The following is a 22,689-nucleotide window of genomic DNA, read 5'->3' on the forward strand; positions in this document are numbered from 1 at the left end:
GGTTCGGACCGGCTAACCATATTCCACTGGCCGCGAAAACGGTGCGCGATCCGTGGGTTGAAGACGGCGTTCCGCCCGGCAAGATAGAGCCATGCGGATCGGAGTTCTCACGGGAGGTGGCGACTGCCCCGGGCTCAACGCCGTCATCCGCGCGGTCGTGCGCACCTGCGACGCGCGGTACGGCTCCTCGGTGGTCGGGTTCCAGGACGGCTGGCGCGGGTTGCTGGAGAACCGACGCATCCAGCTGCACAACGACGACCGCAACGACCGCCTGCTGGCCAAGGGCGGAACGATGCTGGGCACCGCGCGCGTGCACCCCGACAAGCTGCGGGCCGGGCTGAACCAGATCATGCAGACCCTCGACGACAACGGCATCGACGTGCTGATCCCGATCGGCGGCGAGGGCACGCTGACGGCAGCACACTGGCTGTCCGAGGAAAACGTCCCCGTGGTCGGCGTGCCGAAGACCATTGACAACGACATCGATTGCACCGACGTCACTTTCGGCCACGACACTGCGCTGACGGTGGCCACCGACGCCATCGACCGGCTGCACAGCACGGCCGAATCCCACCAGCGGGTGATGCTCGTGGAGGTGATGGGCCGGCACGCGGGGTGGATCGCGCTGAACGCCGGGCTGGCGTCCGGCGCGCACATGACGCTGATCCCCGAACAGCCCTTCGACGTCGAGGAGGTGTGCCGGCTGGTCAAAAGGCGCTTCCAGCGCGGAGATTCGCATTTCATCTGCGTGGTCGCCGAGGGGGCGAAGCCCGTCGCCGGTTCAATCACGTTGCGCGAGGGCGGAATTGACGAGTTCGGGCACGAGCGGTTCACCGGCGTTGCCGCGCAGCTGGGCGCCGATGTCGAAAAGCGGATCAACAAGGAGGTCCGGGTGACCGTGCTGGGCCACGTCCAGCGGGGTGGCACCCCGACGGCCTACGACCGGGTGCTGGCCACCCGGTTCGGCGTCAACGCGGCCGACGCGGCGCACGCGGGGGAGTACGGCCAGATGGTGTCGCTGCGCGGCCAGGACATCGGCCGGGTGCCGCTGGCGGACGCGACGCGCCAACTCAAGCTGGTGCCAGAAAGCCGCTACGACGACGCGGCCGCCTTCTTCGGCTGAGCCGGCCGAGTCGGCCGAGTGGGCGAACGGCCGGTAGCGCCGACGTGACGATTGCCTGAACGCCGCCATTTTCGTGGTTTTCTGCCAGTTCGCAGCGGTTATACCGGAAGGCATGAGCCACCGCGGTTCGCCTCGCGGAATCGTTCAGCAGCCGACCGAACCGGCGGCCCCAGCGGGCCCGCCGGGCCGGCGACGGCCCCCGTATCCACGCCCGGCCGACTGGGACTCCGCCACGGTGCCGCAGCCGTCGCGCACCGCGCCGGCGCCCGCGCGGCAGGTCCCGCCCGCGGTTCGCCGCGAGCTGATGGTGGGCGGGACGGCTCTCGACGGCCTCGACGAGAACGACGCCCCCGAGTCCGGTGGCTTCAGCTGGCGGAGCCTGGTGCGCCGCCTCACCGGAATCGACGTCGGCCCCGGCAAGGGCTCGGCGTACGAGCAGGAGCTGCGCGAACGCATCCGCACGCCGGTCGGTGGTGCGTTTCCCATCGCCGTCCTCAACCTCAAGGGCGGGGTGGGCAAGACGGTGGTGGTCGAGGCGCTCGGCTCGACGTTCGCCGCCGTGCGCGACGACCGGGTGATCGCCGTGGACATCGACGCCGGGGACCTCGCGGAGCGGCACGGCCGCCGCAACCCGCTGAACATGGCCGACCTCCTGCTCAACAACGCGGTCACGCAGTACTCGGAGGTCCGGGCGCACACGCATATGAACAGCTTCGGGCTGGAGGTGCTCGGGCTGCCCGACTACGCGTGCACCGACTGGCGGCTGGAGCGCCACGACATCGTCAGGGCGTTTTCGGTTCTGCGCAAGCATTATTCGGTGGTGCTGGTGGACTGCGTCAAGGCGGTGAATTCGGCCGTGATGGATGCGGTGCTGCCGGAGGCGCGGGCCCTGGTGGTGGTCACCAGCACCTCGATCGACGCGATCCGCAAGACCCGCACCACCCTGGAGTTGTTGCGCAACAACGGTTATCAGCGGTTGCTGAAGTCGGCGGTGCTGGCCATCAACCACGTCGAGCCGGGCAGGGTTGGCGTGGTGGCCGCCAAGGAACTCGATCAATTGTCCGCCCGCGTCGCGGCCACCGTGGTGCTGCCGTTCGATCGTCATGTGCATGACGGCAAAGAGATTGGGCTGGATCGCCTGAGCCGGGACAGCAGGCGGAGCTATCTGGAGATGGCCGCGGTGCTGGCCGGCATGTTCGGAGGCAGGGGCGGGGAGCGCTCGGTGCGTCGTTAGGATCGACCGCATGAGTGTTGCTGCCGGGGCCGACCTGCTGGACTTCGACGAGGTCATCGAGCGGTTTGACCCCGTGCTCGGTCTCGAGGTGCACGTCGAGCTGTCCACGGTGACCAAGATGTTCTGCGGCTGCGCCACCGCGTTCGGTGCCGAACCCAACACCCAGGTCTGCCCGGTGTGCCTCGGGCTGCCCGGGTCGCTGCCGGTGCTCAACCAGGCCGCGGTCGAGTCGGCGATCCGGATCGGGCTGGCCCTCAATTGCGAGATCGTGCCGTGGTGCCGCTTCGCGCGGAAGAACTACTTCTACCCGGACATGCCGAAGAACTACCAGATTTCGCAGTACGACGAGCCCATCGCCGTCAACGGCTACCTGGATGCGCCGTTGGAGGACGGCACCACCTGGCGGGTGGACATCGAGCGCGCCCACATGGAGGAGGACACGGGCAAGCTCACCCACCTGGGCAGCGAGACCGGCCGCATCCACGGCGCCACCACGTCGCTGATCGACTACAACCGGGCCGGTGTGCCCCTGATCGAGATCGTCACCAAGCCGATTGTGGGGGCCGGCGCCCGGGCCCCCCAGATCGCCCGCGCCTACGTCACCGCGCTGCGAGACCTGTTGCGCGCCTTGGGTGTATCCGATGTCCGAATGGATCAGGGCTCGATGCGCTGCGACGCCAACGTGTCGCTCAAGCCCGCCGGCGCCGCCGAGTTCGGCACCCGCACCGAGACCAAGAACGTCAACTCGCTGCGCAGCGTCGAGGTCGCCGTGCGCTACGAGATGCAGCGCCAGGCCGCCGTCCTCGTGTCGGGTGGCCGGATCACCCAGGAGACCCGGCACTTCCACGAGTCCGGGTACACCAGCCCGGGGCGCACCAAGGAGACCGCCGAGGACTACCGCTATTTCCCCGAGCCCGATCTCGAGCCCGTCGCGCCCGACCGCGACTGGGTCGAGCAACTGCGCCTGACCATTCCCGAGCTCCCGTGGTTGAGCCGCAAGCGGATTCAGGACGAGTGGGGCGTGTCCGACGAGGTGATGCGGGACCTCGTCAACGCCGGCGCCGTCGAGTTGGTCATCGAGACGGTCAAGCACGGCGCCTCGAGCGAGCCCGCCCGCGCCTGGTGGGGCAACTTCCTGGTGCAAAAGGCCAACGAGGCCGGCATCGAACTGGACGAGCTGGCCATCACCCCGGCCCAGGTCGCCGGGGTCATCGCGCTGGTGGAGGACGGCAAGCTGTCCAACAAGCTGGCCCGCCAGGTGGTCGAGGGCGTGCTGGCCGGCGAAGGCGAGCCCGAACAGGTGATGACCGCCCGCGGTCTGGCGCTGGTGCGCGACGATTCGGTGACGCAGGCCGCGGTCGACGAGGCCCTGGCCGCCAATCCCGATGTCGCCGAGAAGATCCGCGGCGGCAAGGTCGCCGCGGCCGGCGCGATCGTCGGCGCGGTGATGAAGGCCACGCGGGGGCAGGCCGACGCAGCGCGGGTGCGTGAGCTCGTGCTGGCCGCCTGCGGTCAGGGCTGAGGCGGATTCACAGCCGACTGGTCGCTTCCGAAGGATTCCGGAAGTCGGTTCGCGCGGTCATGATGGTCATGTGGTCGACGAGTCATTCGAAGATTTCATGGCGATGCTCGACGGCCCGGTGTTCGTGGCGACGACGCAGTGCGACGGTCAACCGTCGGGTTGCCTGGTCACTTTCGCCACCCAGACCAGCGTGCGGCCACCGAGTTTCCTGGTGGTCGTGCCCCGTGACGACGACACCCACGAGGCGGTGACCCGATCCGGGCACGTGGCGGTGCACGCCCTGGCGCAAAGCCAGGTCGGCCTCGCAGAACTGTTCGACGGCGAGGCCGACAAATTCGATCGCTGCTCGTGGCGCGCCGGCCCGCAGGGCATGCCGATCCTCGACGAGGCGATCGCGTGGTTCGTCGGGCGGACCGCGCACTGGATCGAGATCGGGGACCACGTCGCCCACGTGCTCGAGCCCGTCGCGACGTGGGCCCCCGAGATCGACGACGAACTGCTCTACCTGTCCGATCTGGACGAGGCGGAGCCGGGCCACGAGGCGCCGCACCGATTGTTCGAGCGCGCCCCGAAGGACACCTCGCGCCGCTACGGGTTGAGGTTCACCCTCGACGGCTTCTGACTAGGTCTTGTCGTCGTTGTTGCGGGGGAAGCCGCCGCCCTGCGGGAACAGCGGGAACACCACGTCGTCGAGCTTTTCGGCGTCCCCGGCCGTCTTGTTAACCGTTGCGCCCCAGACGTTTCCGTCCGGTGACATCCGCAGCGCCCAGGCGTGGGCGTGGGTGTCCTTGCGGACGACGTCGGGTTCGCCGGTGACCGCGCCCGTCGCCGGCGCGAGGCGCACCGCCACCGTCAGCTTGGTGTTGATCAGGTTGACCAGCACGGTCCCGTCCATCGCCGCGCACCCGGCCACGCCGGGCTTGTCCGGCCACGTCCACACCGTGGAGACCTCCGAGGTCTTGGTGATGCGCTGCAGGCGGTCGGCGGTGGGTGTGCGGTCGGCGACGTAGAGCGAACCGTCGACGGGGTCGGTGCACAGGCCGCCGCCGGCGCCGACGCCGGACAGCGCGGTCGTGGGTGGCGCCTGCCCGATGGTGGTCGGCTGCTCGATGCGCAGCACCTTGCCGGCCAGGGATCTGGGGTCGGCGGCCATCGCCGGGTTGCCCGCATCGCCGGTCATCACGACCAGCGTGGTGGGGCTGGTGAAGATCAACGCCCCGGTGTTGCCGGTGGCGCCCTTGGGGATCCCGGTCAGGATGTCCTTGGGGATGTCGCCGTCGGCCACCCGGATGACCCGGTTGTCGCTGGGCGTGCTGATGTAGGCGTACATCAGGCGGTCCTGCTGGTAGGTGGGCGACAGCACGATGTCCATCAGGCCGCCGTCACCGGACGGATCGACCGGGATGACCATCTTGACCTTCGGCTCGGCGCTCACCGAGATGTCCTTGACGGCGCCGGTGGTGCGTTCGGCGACCAGCGCGGTTTTGCTGTCGGGGCCCATGATCAGGCCGCTGGTGCTCTCCAGGCAGCCCTGCATGACGCCCGGGGCCGGGCAGGCCTTCGGGAAGGGCGTGGGCGGCAGCGGCGGGGGTGGGGGCGGCGTCGAGCTCGGCGGGGGCTTGAGTTCGGGGTTGGTGGTGAACGGCTGCGACTGAGCGTCGTTGAACCGCGCGCACCCGCTCGCCACCAGCACCAGAGCGGACAACGCGGCCAGCCCGCACCGCACCGAGCGCCGTATCCGCATGACCGACAGGCTACGGACTGCGCGGGCGGGGCCGCCACACGCGTGCCGGTGCGCGCGGGATTGAAGTCATCAACCGCGGCGGAAAACAGGCGATTTGTACGAAATGTCCGGTTTCTCAGGGATTTCAGGAATACGCTTCCGGGGTCGATCGGAGGCCGCCATGTCGGTTGTGTTCGCAAGCCCGGAAGCGATGGCGGCCGCCGCAACGGACTTGACCGGTCTCCGGTCGGCGATCGGCGCCGCAAGCGCGGCGGCCCTGGCCCCGACGACGCAGCTGCAGGCGGCCGCCGCCGACGAGGTGTCGGCGGCGATCTCGGCCCTGTTCGGCGAATACGGCCAGGCATACCAGGCGATCAGCGCGCAGGCGGCGTCGTTTCACGACCAGTTTGCGCAGGCGCTGAACGGCGCCGGCTTCTCGTATGCCGCCGCCGAGGCCGCGAACGCGGGGCCTTTAGGGCCCCTGCAGACCCTCCAGCAGGATCTCCTCGGCGCGGTCAATACCCCGACCCAGTTGTTGTTGGGGCGCCCGCTGATCGGCAACGGCGCCGACGGAACCGCGGCCAGCCCCAATGGCGGCGCCGGTGGAATTCTCTACGGCAACGGCGGCAACGGCTACTCCGAACCGGCCGGTTCCGGCCTGGCCGGGGGCAACGGCGGGGTGGCCGGGTTGATCGGCAACGGCGGGGCGGGCGGCGCGGGTGGGGCGGCGTCGGCCGCCGGTGCGTCGGGCGGGGCCGGCGGGGCCGGCGGTAGCGCCGGCCTGGTCGGCAACGGCGGGTCCGGCGGTCATGGCGGGGATGGCGTGGCGGGCACCCCGGGCGCCTCTCCGACGACGCCCGGTGCGCCCGGCGTCGCCGGCCAAGACGGCGGCAGCGGCGGGAACGGTGGCAGCGGCGGAGCCGGCGGGCTGCTGTCGGGCAACGGCGGCAACGGCGGGATCGGCGGTGCCGGCGCCGACGGAGGCAGCGGCGGCAGCGGGGCCACCGGGTCCGACGCCACCGTGGCCGGGGCCGGCGGCAACGGCGGCGGCAACGGCGCCAATGGCGGGGTGGGCGGCAAGGGCGGCGACGGCGGGTCCGGCGGCGCCGCGGCGCACGGTGGCCAGGGCGTCGGCGGGGCCGGCGGAAACGGCGGTGGCGGCGGAACACCCGGCAATGGCGGCAACGGGGGAGCCGGCGCCACGGGGGCCGACGCCGGACAGTCCGGGCAGTCCGGCCAGGCCGGCGGGAACGGTGGGGCCGGCGGCAACGGCGGAAACCCGGGAGCGGGCGGCGCCGGCGGGACCGGCGGCAGCGGCGCCCTCCCGGGCGCGAACGGCACGGCCGGCAGCGCACCCACCAGCGGCGGCGACGGTGGCATGGGCGGCGGCGGTGGCAGCGGCGGTACCGCGGGGACCGGCAGCACGTTCCTGGGTGCGGTCACCCTGGCCGGCACTGGCGGCGCCGGCGGGAGCGGCGGCGCCGGCGGCAGCGGCGGGGCGGTGGGCACCGGTGGCCTCGGTGGCGACGGCGGTACCGGCGGTACTGGCGGCAAGGGCATCTTGGCGCCCGGCACCGATGCCCAGAATGGCGGCCCCGGCGGAGCCGGCGGCGGCGGCGGCCATGGGGGCACCGGTGTGAGCGGCGGCGCCGGCGGCGAGGGTGGTGGCGGTGGTGACGGCGGCCGCGGCAATGGCTCCCTCACCCTCGGCGGATTCGGTGGCGGCGGCGGTACCGGCGGGGGTGGCGGCACGGGCCAGGCCGGCGCCGGCCAGGGTGGCAGCGCGGGGGCCGCCGGCGGTCCCGCCTTCGACTTCATCGGCGGCGCCGGCGGCGCCGGCGGCGATGGCGGTGCCGGCGGGCCCAGCTAGGTCGATGCCGGGTTCAGACAAACAGCCGCAGCCGATTTCGCGGCGGAGATCAAAGCGCCTGGCTAACATTTCCCGTGTGCCCGACCAGTGGCCCATGATCGGCCGAGATCACGAGATCGACGAGCTCATGCGCTCATTCGCCGATGAAGCGGTGCGCGGAGTTGCGTTGGCGGGCAAGGCCGGAGTCGGCAAGTCGCGCTTGGCTCGTGAGACCGTGCTGGCGGCCGCGGCAGCGGGGTGGACCGTCCGAAGCGTCGCCGCGACCGCGACGAGCAGTCCCATCCCGCTCGGCGCGTTCTCGCAGTGGACCGACGATGTGGAAAGCGCGCCGTTTGCGCTGGCGCGCAGGGTCATCGAAAAATTGACCGACGGCACGCAGCCGGACCGCCTGGTGGTCTTCGTCGACGACGCCCATCTCCTGGACGATCTGTCGGCGCTCGTCGTGCACCAACTGGTGCACTCGCAGGCGGCCGCCGTGCTGCTCACGATCCGTACCGGCGAGGCGGCCCCGGCCGCGGTCACGGCGCTGTGGAAGGACGGCCTGCTGCGCCGGCGCGAGCTGGAACCGTTGACCCGCAGCGAGATTGACGACCTGCTGGCGGCGACCTTGGGGGCCGTCCCGGATCGGCAGTGCGCCGACAAACTGTGGCATCTCACGCGCGGCAACGTGTTGTTCCTTCGTCAGCTCGTCGAGCAGGAGCGCCGGGCGGAACGGATGGTCGCCGAGCAGGGCGTCGTGCGCTGGCCCGGCAACGCCCCGATCTCGGGGTCGCTTGCCGAGTTGGTGGACGCGCAGATCGGCGCCATCCCCGCCGACGTGCGCGACGTCGTCGATCTGGTGGCGATATCCGAACCCGTTGACTGGCATTGCTTGCGGTTGATCGCCGACCAGAGCGCCATCGAAGATGCCGAACAGCGCGACCTGATCCGGACGTCCGGCGGCGAGGTGTACGTCGGTCACCCGCTGTATGCCGAGGTGCGCCTGAATCGTTGCGGCGCTTCGCGGTTGCGCCGCCTTCGTGGCCAAATCGCCGCCGCGATGAAGGACGGCGGCGGCGCCGCCAGGGTCGTCAAGCGGGGGCTGCTGTGGCTGGAATCCGATCTGCCGCCCGAGCCGGAGGTGTTGCTGGCGGCGGCGACGGCGGCCAGCTCGTTGCTGGACTTCGAAACGGCCGAGCGGCTTTTCAGCGCCGCCGCCGCCACCGGGATCGGCGCGCAGGCACGCATTCCCCTGGCCTACTCGCTGTTCATGATGGAAAAGGGCGAGCTCGCGCTGGAGGTCCTCGACGGCGTTGAGGTCGACGAAGAGACGGAAACCGCATTCATCAACGACGTGGTGATGCGCGCGTCAAACCTGTTGTGGGGCATGCGATCGCCCGAGCGGTCCTGGCGGCTCATCGACGATGCGCTCAAGACCGCGCGCGGACCGCGCCGCCAGCAGCTGCTGGTGTTCCGCGCCAACCAGCTCGCGCTGGCGGCCAGGCCGGTCGAGGTCCTGGCGACCATGGCCGATGTCAATTACGAGGACCTCGACCAGTACGGCGCGACGATGGCTTACGGCGCCGAGAGCATGGCCCTCGGCGAGCTCGGTCAGCCCGATGACGCAGCGGCAAAGGCCATGTCGGCCGACGAGGCGCTCATGCTGAGCGACCAGGGCAAATTCCTGCGTCAGACGTTCACGGAATTTCACACCTTCGCCCTGGTGGTGGCGGGATGCATCCCCGAAGCCCTCGAGGTTGCCGAACACAACCTCCGCGCCCAGCGCGAAGAACCGGCGGCCGCACGAGCGCAGGCCGCGCAGATCCTCGGCATGGTGGCGTTGGCCGCCGGTGACCTCGATGCCGCGGCACGCCACCTGCTCGCTGAATTGGATGCCGAGATGGCCAACAGCTTCCATGTGGCGAACAGCTTTCACCGGTTCCAGTTGCTGCGTGCACAGGCGCTGGCCCGGCGCGGCGATATCGGCGCGGCCGATCGTGCGCTGGACGCCGCCAGGGCCCATCGCCACCCGGCCTACGTGTACATCACCTCGACCGAGCTGCTGACCGAAGCGTGGCTGGCCGCGGCCCGCTCGCGGCCCAGCGAGGCCCGCCGGCTGGCCCGCCGGGCGGCGCAGTTCGCGCGCGATCACGATCAACAAGCCCGCGAGGTGTGGTGCCTGCAGACCGCGGTGCAATTCGACGACACCGACGCGGCCGAGCGGCTGGCGGAGTTGACGACCCGCGTGAGAGGGCCGCGCGCCGCGCTCGCGGCGCGCTACGCCGCCGCACTGAGGGCCGACGATGCCGGCGAACTCGACCGGGCCTCAACCGATTTCGAGGCCATGGGTGACTTGTTGGCCGCCGCCGACGCCGCCGGGCAGGCCGCGACGTCCCACCGGCGGGCCGGCCGGTCAGGGAGCGCGATGACCGCGGCGGCGCGCGCGCACCGGCTGGCCACCGACTGCGGGGGCGCGACCAGCCCGGCGATCGACGCGGCGTCGTTCGCGCTCCCGTTCACCAACCGGGAACGCGAGATCGCGGTGCTGGTGGCCCAGGGGCTGACGAACCGGGAGATCGCCGAGGCCGTCTCGCTGTCGGTGCGCACCGTCGAAAGCCACATCTACCGCGCCAGCAGCAAAGCCGGGGTCAGCGGCCGCTCCGTGCTCGCAGAGATGATGCGCAGCGTCGGTAACTGAGGCCGCGCCGGGCCGCAGCGGCCGTGAATCCTGCGATCTGAGTGTGAATTCAGGGCGCGGGTTGAGCCCCGCACGGCACCCCACGTTCACCACCGGAGCCATGGGCTCACACTCGACGCCATCAGCGCACATCCGACGCGTCGATAGGAATAAAGGCCACGGATTCCCCCCTTTCGGGCGTCCCGGACGGACGGAAAAGGCGATTTTGGGCCGATCCGGCCCGTTTTGGCGGACTAACTGCGCGAAAGCGCCGCTCAAATCCCCGCTTCGGGCGGATTTGCCCTTACCCTGACACCCGTGACCAGTCAATCGAATGACGCACATTGGAGCCGGCCCGACGAACCGGCCGAGCCGGCGCCGGGGCGCCCCGCCTCGGCGCGCCTGGTCGACCCCGAAGATGACCTGACCCCGGTCGGGTACCCGGGTGACTTCGGCACCACCACCGTCATCCCGTACCAGGATCCCGGCCCCGGCGGCCCCGGGTCCGGGGGATATCACCTGCTCGACCAGCAGGAGCCCCTGCCGTACGTGCAGCCGCAGTCGGTGGCGGCGGCGCCGATCTCCGCCACGGAACCGGCCCAGATCGACGCGGATGCGGACAGAGATCGCGACCACGCCGTCGGCCGGCGCGGCACCCAGCACCTGGGTCTGCTGGTGATGCGGGTCGGCCTGGGCGTGGTGCTCGGCGCCCATGGCCTGCAGAAGCTGTTCGGCTGGTGGGGCGGCTCGGGGGTGACCAGTTTCCGGAACTCACTGTCGGACGTCGGCTACCAGCACGCCGACATCCTGGCCTATGTCAGCGCCGGCGGCGAGATCGTGTCCGCCGTGCTGCTGGTGCTCGGATTGTTCACACCGATCGCCGCCGCGGGGGCGCTGGCCTTCCTGATCAATGGCCTGCTGGCCACCGTCTCGGCGCGCCCGCACACGCACACGTTCTCCTACTTCCTGCCCGACGGGCACGAATACCAGATCACCCTGATCGCGCTGGCCGTCGCGGTGATCCTGTGCGGGCCGGGCCGCTACGGCCTCGACGCCGGCCGGGGCTGGGCCCACCGCCCGTTCATCGGATCGTTCGTGGCCCTGCTGGCCGGCGTCGCCGCCGGCGTCGCGGTGTGGGTGCTGCTCAACGGCGTCAACCCGATCGCCTGATCACTGGTAGGGGTTGGGCACCCGCCCCGAGCTGGCCTCGGTCAGCTGCGGCAGCGTCGCGAAGGTCACCGCGGGCAGCCGCAGCTCGCCGCCGCCCTTGAGGCGGGCACGCGCCCACGAGCCGCGGTGAAAGCGCAGCCCGTCGATGTCGTCCCAGCCCACCGTCCGGCTCCCGAACAGGTTCCGGACCGTCACGCCCCGCGCGTCGGCGACTGTGCGCAGCCGGATGATCAACGCCGACAACACCACCGGGATTATCAGCAGCGGCACGGACGGCGGCCAGGCCAGCACCGGAATCAGCAGGCCCAGCGCCAGGAACCCGACGGCGAGATGCGCCATCGGCGACACTTTGATCACCACGCGGGAGTCGGCTGCCATCCGAACATCATTTCACCGTCGCGCCCGGGCCCCGGATTTGACTCCTGAGCTGTGCGAAGGCTACCGTCGGACGCTATGGATACCGGAAAGCCCGGAATGCTCGTAGTACTTAGTCAGCGCGTTGGTGGCTGACTAGTCCTTCGGCATTTGAAGCGATCCAGCACCAACGCGCAACCCTCGTCCAGCAGCTGAGCTGACGGGGGTTTTTTCTTGCGCGGCAACGAGACCGACCCAGGCGAATGAGGATGAAGAGGCGAGGACAGTGAGTGCACCCACAAAGCCACAGCCGCCCGACGCGGCCGCCGTCGCCACGGACGCGGTGAAGCCCGCCGCGAAAACCCCTGCGGCCCAACCGAAGCGCGTCGCCCCCGAGCAGCTGACCGGCGCCCAGTCGGTGATCCGGTCGCTGGAGGAGCTCGACGTCGAGGTCATCTTCGGCATCCCCGGCGGTGCCGTGCTGCCGGTCTACGACCCGCTGTTCGACTCGAAGAAGCTGCGCCACGTGCTGGTTCGCCATGAGCAGGGCGCCGGTCACGCCGCCAGCGGCTACGCGCACGCCACGGGCAAGGTCGGGGTGTGCATGGCGACGTCGGGTCCCGGCGCCACCAACCTGGTCACCCCGCTGGCCGACGCACAGATGGACTCGATTCCCGTCGTCGCCATCACCGGGCAGGTCGGGCGCGGGCTGATCGGCACCGACGCCTTCCAGGAGGCCGACATCTCGGGCATCACGATGCCGATCACGAAGCACAACTTCCTGGTCCGCTCCGGCGACGACATCCCCCGGGTGATGGCCGAGGCGTTCCACATCGCCGCCTCGGGACGCCCGGGCGCAGTGCTCGTCGACATCCCCAAGGACGTGCTGCAGGGCCAGTGCACCTTCAGCTGGCCGCCGCGGATGGACCTGCCCGGCTACAAGCCGAACACCAAGCCGCACAACCGCCAGATCCGCGAGGCCGCCAAGCTGATCGCCGCCGCGCGCAAGCCGGTGCTGTACGTGGGCGGCGGGGTGATCCGCGGCGAGGCGACCGAGCAGCTGCGCGAGCTGGCCGACCTGACCGGCATCCCGGTGGTCACCACGCTGATGGCGCGCGGCGCCTTCCCGGACAGCCATCCGCAGAACCTCGGCATGCCCGGCATGCACGGCACCGTCGCCGCGGTGGCCGGGCTGCAGCGCAGCGACCTGCTGATCGCGCTGGGCACCCGGTTCGACGACCGGGTGACCGGCCAGCTCGACTCCTTCGCGCCGGAGGCCAAGGTCGTCCACGCCGACATCGACCCGGCCGAGATCGGCAAGAACCGTCACGCCGACGTGCCGATCGTCGGCGACGTCAAGGCCGTCATCACCGACCTCATCGCGATGCTCAAACACCACGGCATCGACCCCGAGCTCACCGACTGGTGGGAGTATCTGCGCGGGGTCCGGGCCACCTACCCGCTGAGCTATGGCCCGCAGAGCGACGGCAGCCTGAGCCCGGAGTACGTGATCGAGAAGCTGGGTGAGATCGCCGGCCCGGACGCGGTATACGTGGCCGGCGTCGGGCAGCACCAGATGTGGGCGGCGCAGTTCATCTCCTACGAAAACCCACGCACCTGGCTGAATTCCGGCGGGCTGGGCACCATGGGCTTCGCGATTCCGGCGGCCATGGGCGCCAAGATGGCCCGCCCGGACGCCGAGGTGTGGGCGATCGACGGCGACGGCTGTTTCCAGATGACCAACCAGGAGCTGGCCACCTGCGCGATCGAGGGTGCGCCGATCAAGGTGGCGCTGATCAACAACGGCAACCTGGGCATGGTGCGCCAGTGGCAGACGCTGTTCTACGAGGAGCGCTACTCGCAGACCGACCTGGCCACGCACTCACACCGCATCCCCGACTTCGTCAAGCTCGCCGAGGCGCTGGGCTGCGTCGGATTGCGTTGCGAGCGCGCCGAAGACGTCGTCGACGTCATCAACCAGGCGCGCGCGATCAACGACCGGCCGGTGGTGATCGACTTCATCGTCGGCGCCGACGCGCAGGTCTGGCCGATGGTCGCCGCCGGCACCAGCAACGACGAGATCCAGGCCGCGCGCGGCATCCGCCCGCTGTTCGACGACGAAACCGAGGGGCACGCCTGATGCACACGAAAACGCACACGCTCTCGGTGCTGGTCGAGGACAAACCCGGCGTGCTCGCGCGGGTGGCGGCGCTGTTCTCCCGTCGCGGCTTCAACATCGAGTCGCTGGCGGTCGGCGCGACCGAGCAGAAAGACATGTCGCGGATGACGATCGTGGTCTCCGCCGAGGAGACGCCGCTCGAGCAGATCACCAAGCAGCTGAACAAGCTGATCAACGTCATCAAGATCATCGAGCAGGACGACGACGAGTCGGTGTCGCGCGAGCTGTCGCTGATCAAGGTGCGTGCCGACGCAGGCACCCGCAGCCAGGTGATCGAGGCGGTAAACCTGTTCCGCGCCAAGGTGATCGACGTGTCCCCGGAATCGCTGACCATCGAGGCCACCGGTGACCGCGGCAAGATCGAGGCCTTCCTGCGCGTGCTGGAGCCGTTCGGCATCCGCGAAATCGCCCAATCCGGAATGGTGTCGCTGTCGCGCGGTCCGCGCGCCATCGGTACCGCCAAATAACAAGGAGAAACGCAGAAGTGGCATTGGAAATGTTCTACGACGACGACGCGGACCTGACGATCATCCAGGGCCGCAAGGTCGGTGTGATCGGGTACGGAAGCCAGGGGCACGCGCACTCGCTGAGCCTGCGCGACTCCGGTGTGCAGGTGCGCGTCGGCCTGAAGGAGGGTTCGAAGTCCCGGCCCAAGGTCGAGGAGCAGGGCCTGGACGTCGACACCCCCGCCGAGGTGGCCAAGTGGGCCGACGTGATCATGCTGCTCGCCCCCGACACCGCGCAGGCCGACATCTTCGCCAACGACATCGAGCCCAACCTGAACGCCGGCGACGCCTTGTTTTTCGGGCACGGGCTCAACATCCACTTCGACCTGATCAAGCCGCCCGCCGACGTCACCGTCGCGATGGTCGCCCCCAAGGGGCCCGGGCATCTGGTGCGCCGCCAGTTCGTCGACGGCAAGGGCGTGCCGTGTCTGATCGCCGTCGACCAGGACCCGACCGGCAGGGGCGAGGCGCTGGCGCTGTCGTACGCCAAGGCCATCGGCGGCACCCGGGCCGGGGTCATCAAGACGACCTTCAAGGACGAGACCGAGACCGACCTGTTCGGGGAGCAGGCCGTGTTGTGTGGCGGCACAGAGGAATTGGTGAAGACCGGTTTCGACGTGATGGTCGAGGCGGGCTACCCGCCGGAGATGGCGTACTTCGAGGTGCTGCACGAGCTCAAGCTGATCGTGGACCTGATGTACGAGGGCGGCATCGCCCGGATGAACTACTCGGTCTCCGACACCGCGGAGTTCGGTGGTTACCTGTCGGGCCCGCGCGTCATCGACGCCGACACCAAGCAGCGGATGCGCGACATTCTGCGCGACATCCAGAACGGCGACTTCACCAAGAAGCTGGTGGCCAACGTCGAGGGCGGCAACAAGCAGCTCGAGGCGCTGCGCAAGGAGAACGCCGAGCACCCCATCGAGGTCACCGGCAAGAAGCTGCGCGACCTGATGAGCTGGGTGGACCGCCCGATCACCGAGACGGCGTAGCCACCTTCGCCGAGCAGACGCAAATGTCCCGTTTTCCTCGGCGTGTCGGGGGCTTTTGCGTCTGCTCGCGCTAAGAGGTGAGGCGCCCGGCGACCTCGACGACCCGACGGGCCAGGTGGTGCAACGCGTCGACGGTGGGCTCGTCGAACTCGTGGATGTTGTCGTGGGTGGACACCAGGCTCACCCCGTACGGATTGCCGTCGACGAACTTGACCGGATCGGTGTAACCCGGCGGCACGATGATGCCGCCGAAGTGCATCAGCGTGATGTACAGCGACAGCAGGGTGGTCTCCTGGCCGCCGTGCACCGTGTTGGACGACGTGAACGCCGCGTACACCTTGTCCGCGAGCTTGCCTTGCGCCCACAGCCCGCCAAGCGAGTCCAGAAACGAACGCAGTTGCGCTGCGGGCGAACCGAACCGGGTCGGCGAGCCGAAGATCACCGCGTCGGCCCACACGATGTCGTCGCCGGTGGCCGCGGGCAGGTCATTGGTGGCTTCGTAGTTCGCGGTCCACGCCGGGTTGTGCGCGAACGATTGCGGGTCGTGGGTTTCGGCGACGTGGCGCAGGCGCACCTCGGCGCCGGCTGACTCGGCCGTCGCCGCGACGCGCTGCGCCATCGCGGTGCCGTGCCCGGTGGCCGAGTAGTAGATGATCGCGAGTTTGGTCACGGGGCCAGCTTAGGCATCTCCGCGATCCCGAATTCGCGGCGCAACAGCGTGCGCGCGGCAAAGTAACCCGACATGCCGTGCACGCCGCCGCCGGGCGGGGTCGCCGCCGAGCACAGGTACGCCTTGGGAACCGGTGTGCTCCAAGGGTTTACCCGCGGCACGGGCCCCGCGATCGCGCGCCAGGCGTTGTTGCCACCCATCCCGATATCGCCGCCGACGTAGTTGGCGTTGTGGTCGGCCATCCGCGCGGCGGGCACGGCCCGGGCGGCCACCACGATGTCGCGGAAGCCGGGGGCGAACCCCTCGACGACCCCGGTGACGGCCTCGGTCGCGTCGAGGGCGGAACCCGCCGGCACATGGGCGTACGTCCAGAACGGCCGGCGGCCCACGATGTCGATGCGGCCGGGGTCGGCGATGTGCGGCGAGGCGGCCAACACCATCGGCCACTGCGCGTGCCGCCCGGCGGCGATGTCGGCCTCGGCCCGCGCCATCTGCTCGCGGGTGCCGCCCAGATGCAGCGTCGGAGCCCGCGCCAGCCGCGGGTCCGACCACGGGATGTCCTCGCTGAGCACGAAATCGACCTTGGCGACGCCGGGACCAAACGTGTAGCGGCGCAACGCCTTCGCATAGCCGGACGGAAGGGCGTCACCGTAGATCCGCAGCAGCGCGGTCGGGGCCGTATCGAAAGCGACGACTCCGCTTGGCGGGGAAGTGACTTCGGTGCCGGCCGTGAGTTCGCCGCCGTGCGCGCGCAGGTCGGCGATCAGGGCGTCGGTGATCGCCTGGCTGCCCCCCACCGGGATCGGCCAGCCGACCGAATGCGCGAGGGTGGCAAGCATCAACCCCGCACCGGCCGCCGTCAGCGACGGCATCCGCGAAATCACGTGGGCCGCAACGCCGGTGAACAGGGCGCGGGCGTCGTCTCCGGCCAGTAACCCCCACGCGGGTGTCCCCTGCGCCAGCATGCGCAAGCCCAGGTGCAGCGCCGCCGGCAACGATCCGGGCACCGAGCGCTTGTCGCCCAGTAGCAGCCCCACCACGTCCTCGGAATGCTCGACCAGCGGCCCCAGCAGGCGCCGCCACGACGCGCCGCGCTCCAGTTCGGCGCAGGTGCGGTCGAGGTCGCGGTAGGCGATCACCGCCGGGCGGCCGGGCAGCGGGTTGGCGTAGGAAATCTCCGGGACCGCCAGCCGCACGCCGCGCGCGGGCAGGTCGAACTCGGCGAAAAACGGCGACGCCAGCGCCAACGGGTGCACCGCCGAACAGATGTCGTGCGAGACGCCGACGGAGTCCGGGTCGGCCGCGGTACGCGCGCCGCCGCCAAACGTCGGCTGGGCCTCGATGACCTGCACTTTCAGGCCGGCACGGGCGCAGATGACGGCCGCGGTCAGCCCGTTCGGCCCGCTGCCGATGATGGTGACGTCCACGCCTTTATTACAGCCGATAGTCTGGCCGGGTGAATCTGCCAGTAGTACTTATTGCCGACAAACTCGCCGAATCCACCGTCGCCGCCCTGGGAGACCAGGTCGAGGTGCGCTGGGTGGACGGCCCCGACCGGGAGAAGCTGCTGGCCGCCGTGCCCGAGGCCGATGCGCTGCTGGTGCGGTCGGCCACCACCGTCGACGCCGAGGTGCTGGCCGCCGCCACCAAGCTGAAGATCGTCGCGCGCGCGGGCGTCGGCCTGGACAACGTCGACGTGGATGCCGCGACCGCGCGCGGGGTGCTGGTGGTCAACGCCCCCACGTCGAACATTCACAGCGCCGCCGAGCACGCGATCGCGCTGCTGCTGGCCACGGCCCGCCAGATCACCGTGGCCGATGCCTCACTGCATGCCCACGAATGGAAGCGGTCGTCGTTCTCCGGCACGGAGATCTTCGGGCACACCGTCGGGGTGGTGGGTCTGGGCCGGATCGGGCAGCTGGTCGCCCAGCGGCTGGCCGCCTTCGGCGCCCACATCGTGGCCTACGACCCGTACGTGGCGCCGCCGCGGGCCGCTCAGTTGGGTATCGAGCTGCTGAGCCTCGACGAGCTGCTGGGCCGCGCCGATTTCATCTCAGTGCATCTGCCCAAGACGCCCGAGACGGCGGGTCTGATCGGCAAGGAGGCGCTGGCCAAAACCAAACCGGGCGTCATCATCGTCAACGCCGCCCGCGGCGGGCTGGTGGACGAGGCGGCGCTGGCCGAGGCGATCGTCAGCGGCCACGTGCGGGGCGCCGGCATCGACGTGTTCGCCAGTGAGCCGTGCACCGACAGCCCGTTGTTCGACCTTCCGCAAGTGGTGGTCACCCCGCACCTCGGCGCGTCCACCGATGAGGCCCAGGACAGGGCCGGCACCGACGTGGCGGCCAGTGTGAAGCTGGCGCTGGCGGGGGAGTTCGTCCCCGACGCCGTCAACGTCGGCGGGGGCGTGGTCAGCGAGGAGGTGGCGCCCTGGCTCGACCTGGTGCGCAAGCTCGGGGTGCTGGCCGCCGCGCTGTCGGGCGAGCTGCCGGTGTCGCTGTCGGTCCAGGTGCGCGGCGAACTGGCCGCCGAAGAGGTTGAGGTGCTGAAGCTTTCGGCGCTGCGCGGACTGTTTTCGGCGGTCATCGAGGACGCGGTCACGTTCGTCAACGCGCCGGCGCTGGCCGCCGAGCGCGGCGTCACCGCCGAGATCACCAAGGCCACCGAGAGCCCCAACCACCGCAGCGTGGTCGACGTGCGTGCCGTCGGCGCGGACGGCTCGTGCGTGAACGTCGCGGGCACGCTGTCCGGCCCGCAGCTGGTGGAAAAGATCGTGCAGATCAACGGGCGCAACTTCGATTTGCGCGCGACGGGAACGAACCTGGTGATCAACTACGCCGACCAGCCGGGCGCGCTGGGCAAGATCGGCACGCTGTTGGGTGGCGCCGGGGTGAACATCCAGGCCGCGCAGCTGTCCGAGGATGCCGAGGGCCCGAGCGCGACGATCCTGCTGCGGCTCGACCAGGAGGTGCCCGACGACGTGCGTTCGGCGATCGCGGCGGCGGTGGGTGCCAATGTGCTTGAGGTGGTTGATCTTTCGTGAAGCTGGCGGTGATTGCCGGGGACGGCATCGGTCCCGAGGTGACGGCCGAGGCGGTCAAGGTCCTCGACGCGGTGCTGCCCGGCGTGCACAAGACCGACTACGACCTGGGCGCGCGGCGCTTTCATGCCACCGGTGAGGTGCTACCCGAGTCGGTGGTTCCCGAGCTGCGCGAGCACGACGCGATTCTGCTGGGGGCGATCGGCGACCCGTCGGTGCCCAGCGGCGTGCTGGAGCGGGGCTTGTTGCTACGGCTGCGATTCGAGCTGGATCACCACGTCAACCTGCGCCCGGGCCGGCTCTACCCGGGCGTGCAAAGCCCGCTGGCGGGTAACCCGGACATCGACTTCGTGGTGGTGCGCGAGGGCACCGAGGGGCCGTACACCGGAAACGGCGGCGCCATCCGCGTCGGCACGGAGAACGAGGTGGCCACCGAGGTCAGCGTCAACACCGCGTTCGGCGTGCGGCGGGTGGTGCGCTACGCCTTCGAGCGCGCGATGCAGCGCCGCAAGCACCTGACGCTGGTGCACAAGAACAACGTGCTCGCGTTCGCCGGGGCGTTGTGGTCGCGCACCGTGCAGGGGATCGCGCGCGACTATCCCGATGTCGAGGTGGCCTACCAACACGTCGACGCCGCCACCATCCACCTGGTCACCGACCCGGCCCGCTTCGACGTGATCGTCACCGACAACCTGTTCGGCGACATCATCACCGATTTGGCCGCGGCGGTGTGCGGCGGAATTGGCTTGGCGGCCAGTGGGAATATCGACGCCACCGGGGCAAATCCATCGATGTTCGAACCGGTGCACGGCAGCGCGCCCGACATTGCCGGGCAGGGCATCGCGGACCCGACCGCGGCGATCATGTCGGTGGCGCTGCTGCTTGCCCATCTCGGTGAGGACGACGCCGCGGCGCGGGTGGACCGCGCCGTCGAGAGCCATCTGGCGACCCGTGGGATCGAACGGCTCGCCACCACCGAAGTCGGCGCACGGATCGCCGCCGCGCTCTAGTCTCCAGGCCGGGCGGCAGCAACCGGACCGGCACGAACGGTATCGCCAGTAACGGAAACACCCCGCACAACGCCCACGCCGTCGGGTATTTGGCGGCCGAGATCAACGCACCGAACAATGGCGGGCCGCCGGCGGCCATCAACCGCTGGGTGGTGTTCTGGATGCCGAGCGCGCGCCCGCTCCAGAACGGTCCGGCGAATTCGGTGATGGCCGTCGCCTCCAATCCGTTGTCCAGCACCGCGATCACCGCGATCGCGACCATCAGGGGCACGTCGTACGGCGAGCCGTCGATGCTGTCGGAGAGGGACAGCAGGAACAGGGTCAGCGCGGCGGCGACGGCGATCACCGCGACCGGTTGCATGCGCGAGCCGATGCGATCTGACCAGCGGCCGACCGCGACGCGGCCCACCGCGCCCAGCAACTGCGACAGGGTGACCAGGCCGCCGGCCGCGGCGATCGACCAGTGATGGTGGTTGATCAGCCACACCAGCATGAACGTCACGGTCACCGTCTGCGGCATCATCAGCAGGCCGGCCACCGCGTGGATGCGCCACAGCATCGACGAACCGTGGTAGGGACTGGCCAGTTCCTCCAGGGTGGCCGTCTTGCGCGATTTGCGCGCCGGGTCGACGACCCCGATGACGCTGGCCACCGCCGCCACCGTGCAAACCACCGCGAGAAACATCAGCCCACGGTGCGGTCCGTGTTCGGCCAGTTCGGGTATCACCAACGCGCCCACCGCGATTCCCAGCGGTTGGGCGGTCTGGCGAATGCCCATCGCCAGGCCGCGCTGCTGCGGCGGGAACCAGCCGGACACCAGCCGGCCCCCGGCGGCGTTGCAACTCGCGGCGGCCATTCCCCCGAGGAACAGGAACAGTCCGATCAGCACCATCGCGTGCACGGACGCCGCGGCGTAGGCCGCGGCCGCCGTCAGCGCCGAGCCCGCGGTCAGCACGATCCGCTCGCCGACGCGGTCGAGCACGTAGCCCCACAGGACCAGCGTGGCAACCATGCCCCAGCTGGGCATCGACGACAACAGGCTGGCCTCGGTCAGTCGCACGCCGCGCTGATCCTCAAGCGAGGGGATCAGGAAGGCGATGCCGTTGATGAAGAGGAAGGAACTCGCCGTCACGAACAGCGAAACGACCATGACCGCCCAGCGCCCGCCCGTGCTGATCCCCGTGGGACGGCCCGAGGACATCGGCGGCGTCGGCGACATCAATCCATGTTTCCACAGGGGCGGCTGACCCAAGAGCGATCGTGCGGCTACTCGCGGGGACGAACGTCGGTCTTTCGCCGCAACCGACGGGCGGTGTGCTGGCGGGCCCGGTCCTCCAATCCCGGTGGGAGCAAGCCGATCGGCACAATCGGCACCGCCGCGAGCGGGATTAGTGCGCACAGCGCGAACGTCGGCGGATATCCGATCGCCGGGACCAGCACACCGAACACCGGCGGTCCGGCCAGCGTCATCAGACGCTGCGCGGTGTTCTGGATCCCCAGCGCGCGCCCGCTCCAGAATTCGCCCGCGAATTCCGTGATCGCGGTGGCCTCCAATCCGTTGTCCATCACCGCGACGACCGACACGGCAACCATCGATGGCACGGCCAGCGATGAACTCAGGTGATCGGTGGCGGCCAAGATCAACATGGTCGCGCTGGTGCCGAGCGCGATCAGCCGGACGGGTCGCATCCGGGAGCCGACGCGGTCCGACCACCTGCCGGCAGCCAAACGGCTCGCCGCGCCGAGCAACTGAGTGGTGACGACCAGCGCGCCGGCGGCGTCGTCCGACCAGCCTTGGTGCGTGTCCAACCACACGAACATGAACGTCACGGTCACCGACTGTGGCACCACCATCAGCCCGGAAATCGCGTGGATTCGCCACAGCACGGCGCTATGGCGGTACGGGCTGGCCAGCTCGCTGTGACTAGCGCGCTCTCGCGGCTTGTGCGGTGGGTCATGCGCGACGAGGGTGCCGACCGCCGCCGACGCCGCGCACGCCAATGCCGGAAACAGCAAGCCGACGGACGGCGGACCGTGTCGTGCGACCGGGGGAATCACCAAGGCGCCCATAACGATCCCCAGCGGTTGTGCGGTCTGGCGGACGCTCATCGCCAAACCGCGCTGCTCCGGCGGAAACCAGCCGGCTACCAGCCGGCCGGCGGCGGGATTGCAGCCGGCCGCGGCCATTCCGCCCAGAAACAGGAAGGCCCCCATGGTCATCAAGGAGTCGGTTGACGCCGCGGCAAACGCCGCGACCGCGGTCAGCGCCGAGCCCATCGCGAGCACGATTCGCTCCCCGACGCGATCCGCCATGTAACCCCATGCGACGAGCGTGACCACCATGCCGACGCTGGGCATCGCCGCCAGCAGGCCGGCCTGGGTCAGCGGGGTTCCGCGCGCCGAGTCCAGTGCGGGAATCAGGAAGGGGACGGCATTGATGAACGAGAACGCGCTCGAGCTCACCAGCACCGCGACACCCACCATCGACCAGCGCGTCGCCGCGCTGGCCGCGTCCGTCGACATCACGTCATGCTGTCATACGCGTCTCACAATCCAGCTGAAATGCGGTCCCTCGGCCAACGGCCCCAAGCCCGTCACCAGGTCGGATGGTGACGGCCCGCAGCGCCCGGCTTCGCCGCG

At 70.1% G+C, this 22,689-nt stretch carries 17 protein-coding genes and 1 pseudogene; 12 read left to right on the forward strand and 6 right to left on the reverse strand.

Annotation, left to right across the window (positions count from 1 at the left end; genetic code table 11):
* The first annotated feature begins 91 nt into the window (after positions 1 to 91).
* The 4 genes from AC5Y43_RS06290 (at position 92) to AC5Y43_RS06305 (ending at position 4,501) form a co-directional block, all read left to right on the forward strand.
* The gene (locus tag AC5Y43_RS06290; RefSeq protein ID WP_499970351.1) at positions 92 to 1,123 is read left to right on the forward strand and encodes an ATP-dependent 6-phosphofructokinase; all 1,032 of its coding nucleotides are present in this window, start codon (positions 92 to 94) and stop codon (positions 1,121 to 1,123) included.
* Positions 1,124 to 1,427: 304 nt separating this feature from the next.
* Positions 1,428 to 2,357, forward strand: a complete 930-nt coding sequence (locus tag AC5Y43_RS06295) for a MinD/ParA family ATP-binding protein (RefSeq protein ID WP_499970506.1) — start codon at positions 1,428 to 1,430, stop codon at positions 2,355 to 2,357.
* Positions 2,358 to 2,367: 10 nt separating this feature from the next.
* On the forward strand, positions 2,368 to 3,879 hold the full coding sequence (gene gatB / locus AC5Y43_RS06300; protein WP_499970353.1) for an Asp-tRNA(Asn)/Glu-tRNA(Gln) amidotransferase subunit GatB: 1,512 nt from the start codon (positions 2,368 to 2,370) through the stop codon (positions 3,877 to 3,879).
* 34 nt (positions 3,880 to 3,913) lie between these two features.
* Positions 3,914 to 4,501, forward strand: coding sequence for a flavin reductase family protein (locus AC5Y43_RS06305; protein WP_499970508.1), 588 nt, complete (start codon positions 3,914 to 3,916; stop codon positions 4,499 to 4,501).
* Here the strand turns inward: AC5Y43_RS06305 and AC5Y43_RS06310 are convergent, their stop codons facing one another.
* Positions 4,502 to 5,623, reverse strand: a complete 1,122-nt coding sequence (locus AC5Y43_RS06310; protein WP_499970355.1) for a PQQ-dependent sugar dehydrogenase — start codon at positions 5,621 to 5,623, stop codon at positions 4,502 to 4,504.
* Positions 5,624 to 5,783: 160 nt separating this feature from the next.
* Between AC5Y43_RS06310 and AC5Y43_RS06315 the strand changes: the two genes are divergently transcribed.
* The 3 genes from AC5Y43_RS06315 (at position 5,784) to AC5Y43_RS06325 (ending at position 11,298) form a co-directional block, all read left to right on the forward strand.
* Positions 5,784 to 7,472, forward strand: coding sequence for a PE family protein (locus AC5Y43_RS06315; protein WP_499970357.1), 1,689 nt, complete (start codon positions 5,784 to 5,786; stop codon positions 7,470 to 7,472).
* A 76-nt stretch (positions 7,473 to 7,548) separates the two neighbouring features.
* The gene (locus AC5Y43_RS06320) at positions 7,549 to 10,149 is read left to right on the forward strand and encodes a helix-turn-helix transcriptional regulator (RefSeq protein WP_499970359.1); all 2,601 of its coding nucleotides are present in this window, start codon (positions 7,549 to 7,551) and stop codon (positions 10,147 to 10,149) included.
* A 297-nt stretch (positions 10,150 to 10,446) separates the two neighbouring features.
* Positions 10,447 to 11,298, forward strand: coding sequence for a DoxX family protein (locus AC5Y43_RS06325; RefSeq protein ID WP_499970361.1), 852 nt, complete (start codon positions 10,447 to 10,449; stop codon positions 11,296 to 11,298).
* Here the strand turns inward: AC5Y43_RS06325 and AC5Y43_RS06330 are convergent, their stop codons facing one another.
* Positions 11,299 to 11,676 (reverse strand): PH domain-containing protein, encoded by a 378-nt coding sequence (locus AC5Y43_RS06330; protein ID WP_499970363.1) that lies wholly within the window; start codon positions 11,674 to 11,676, stop codon positions 11,299 to 11,301.
* 262 nt (positions 11,677 to 11,938) lie between these two features.
* Here AC5Y43_RS06330 and AC5Y43_RS06335 point away from each other — a divergent pair, with 262 nt between their 5' ends.
* From AC5Y43_RS06335 to ilvC, 3 genes are read left to right on the forward strand one after another with little or no spacing between them, the layout of a single operon-like run.
* Positions 11,939 to 13,792 (forward strand): acetolactate synthase large subunit, encoded by a 1,854-nt coding sequence (locus AC5Y43_RS06335; protein WP_499970365.1) that lies wholly within the window; start codon positions 11,939 to 11,941, stop codon positions 13,790 to 13,792.
* Positions 13,792 to 14,298, forward strand: coding sequence for an acetolactate synthase small subunit (ilvN, locus tag AC5Y43_RS06340; RefSeq protein ID WP_499970367.1), 507 nt, complete (start codon positions 13,792 to 13,794; stop codon positions 14,296 to 14,298). The genes AC5Y43_RS06335 and ilvN overlap by 1 nt, the downstream gene beginning before the upstream one ends.
* A 29-nt stretch (positions 14,299 to 14,327) precedes the next feature.
* Positions 14,328 to 15,329 (forward strand): ketol-acid reductoisomerase, encoded by a 1,002-nt coding sequence (ilvC, locus tag AC5Y43_RS06345; protein WP_499970510.1) that lies wholly within the window; start codon positions 14,328 to 14,330, stop codon positions 15,327 to 15,329.
* A gap of 70 nt (positions 15,330 to 15,399) precedes the next feature.
* Here ilvC and wrbA read toward each other — a convergent pair whose 3' ends face one another.
* Complete coding sequence (gene wrbA, locus AC5Y43_RS06350) at positions 15,400 to 15,999, reverse strand: NAD(P)H:quinone oxidoreductase (protein WP_499970369.1); 600 nt, start codon at positions 15,997 to 15,999, stop codon at positions 15,400 to 15,402.
* Positions 15,996 to 17,426 carry a phytoene desaturase family protein gene (locus tag AC5Y43_RS06355; RefSeq protein WP_499970371.1) on the reverse strand — a complete coding sequence of 477 codons (1,431 nt, stop codon included), beginning with the start codon at positions 17,424 to 17,426 and terminating at the stop codon, positions 15,996 to 15,998. The genes wrbA and AC5Y43_RS06355 overlap by 4 nt, the downstream gene beginning before the upstream one ends.
* Before the next feature lie 29 nt (positions 17,427 to 17,455).
* Between AC5Y43_RS06355 and serA the strand changes: the two genes are divergently transcribed.
* A complete protein-coding gene (serA, locus tag AC5Y43_RS06360; protein WP_499970374.1) occupies positions 17,456 to 19,042 on the forward strand; it encodes a phosphoglycerate dehydrogenase in 1,587 nt (528 codons plus the stop codon).
* A complete protein-coding gene (locus tag AC5Y43_RS06365; RefSeq protein ID WP_499970376.1) occupies positions 19,039 to 20,049 on the forward strand; it encodes a 3-isopropylmalate dehydrogenase in 1,011 nt (336 codons plus the stop codon). Before serA ends, AC5Y43_RS06365 begins: the two co-directional genes overlap by 4 nt.
* A gap of 133 nt (positions 20,050 to 20,182) precedes the next feature.
* On the opposite strand, the pseudogene AC5Y43_RS06370 reads toward AC5Y43_RS06365, so the two are convergent.
* Together AC5Y43_RS06370 and AC5Y43_RS06375 are read right to left on the reverse strand one after the other, a co-directional pair.
* Positions 20,183 to 21,268: pseudogene (locus AC5Y43_RS06370) on the reverse strand (MFS transporter); the annotation flags it as partial.
* Between the two features lie 47 nt (positions 21,269 to 21,315).
* The gene (locus AC5Y43_RS06375) at positions 21,316 to 22,572 is read right to left on the reverse strand and encodes an MFS transporter (protein WP_499970378.1); all 1,257 of its coding nucleotides are present in this window, start codon (positions 22,570 to 22,572) and stop codon (positions 21,316 to 21,318) included.
* Positions 22,573 to 22,689: the final 117 nt, after the last annotated feature.

The sequence above is a fragment of the Mycobacterium sp. NGS57 genome, assembly GCF_059812405.1.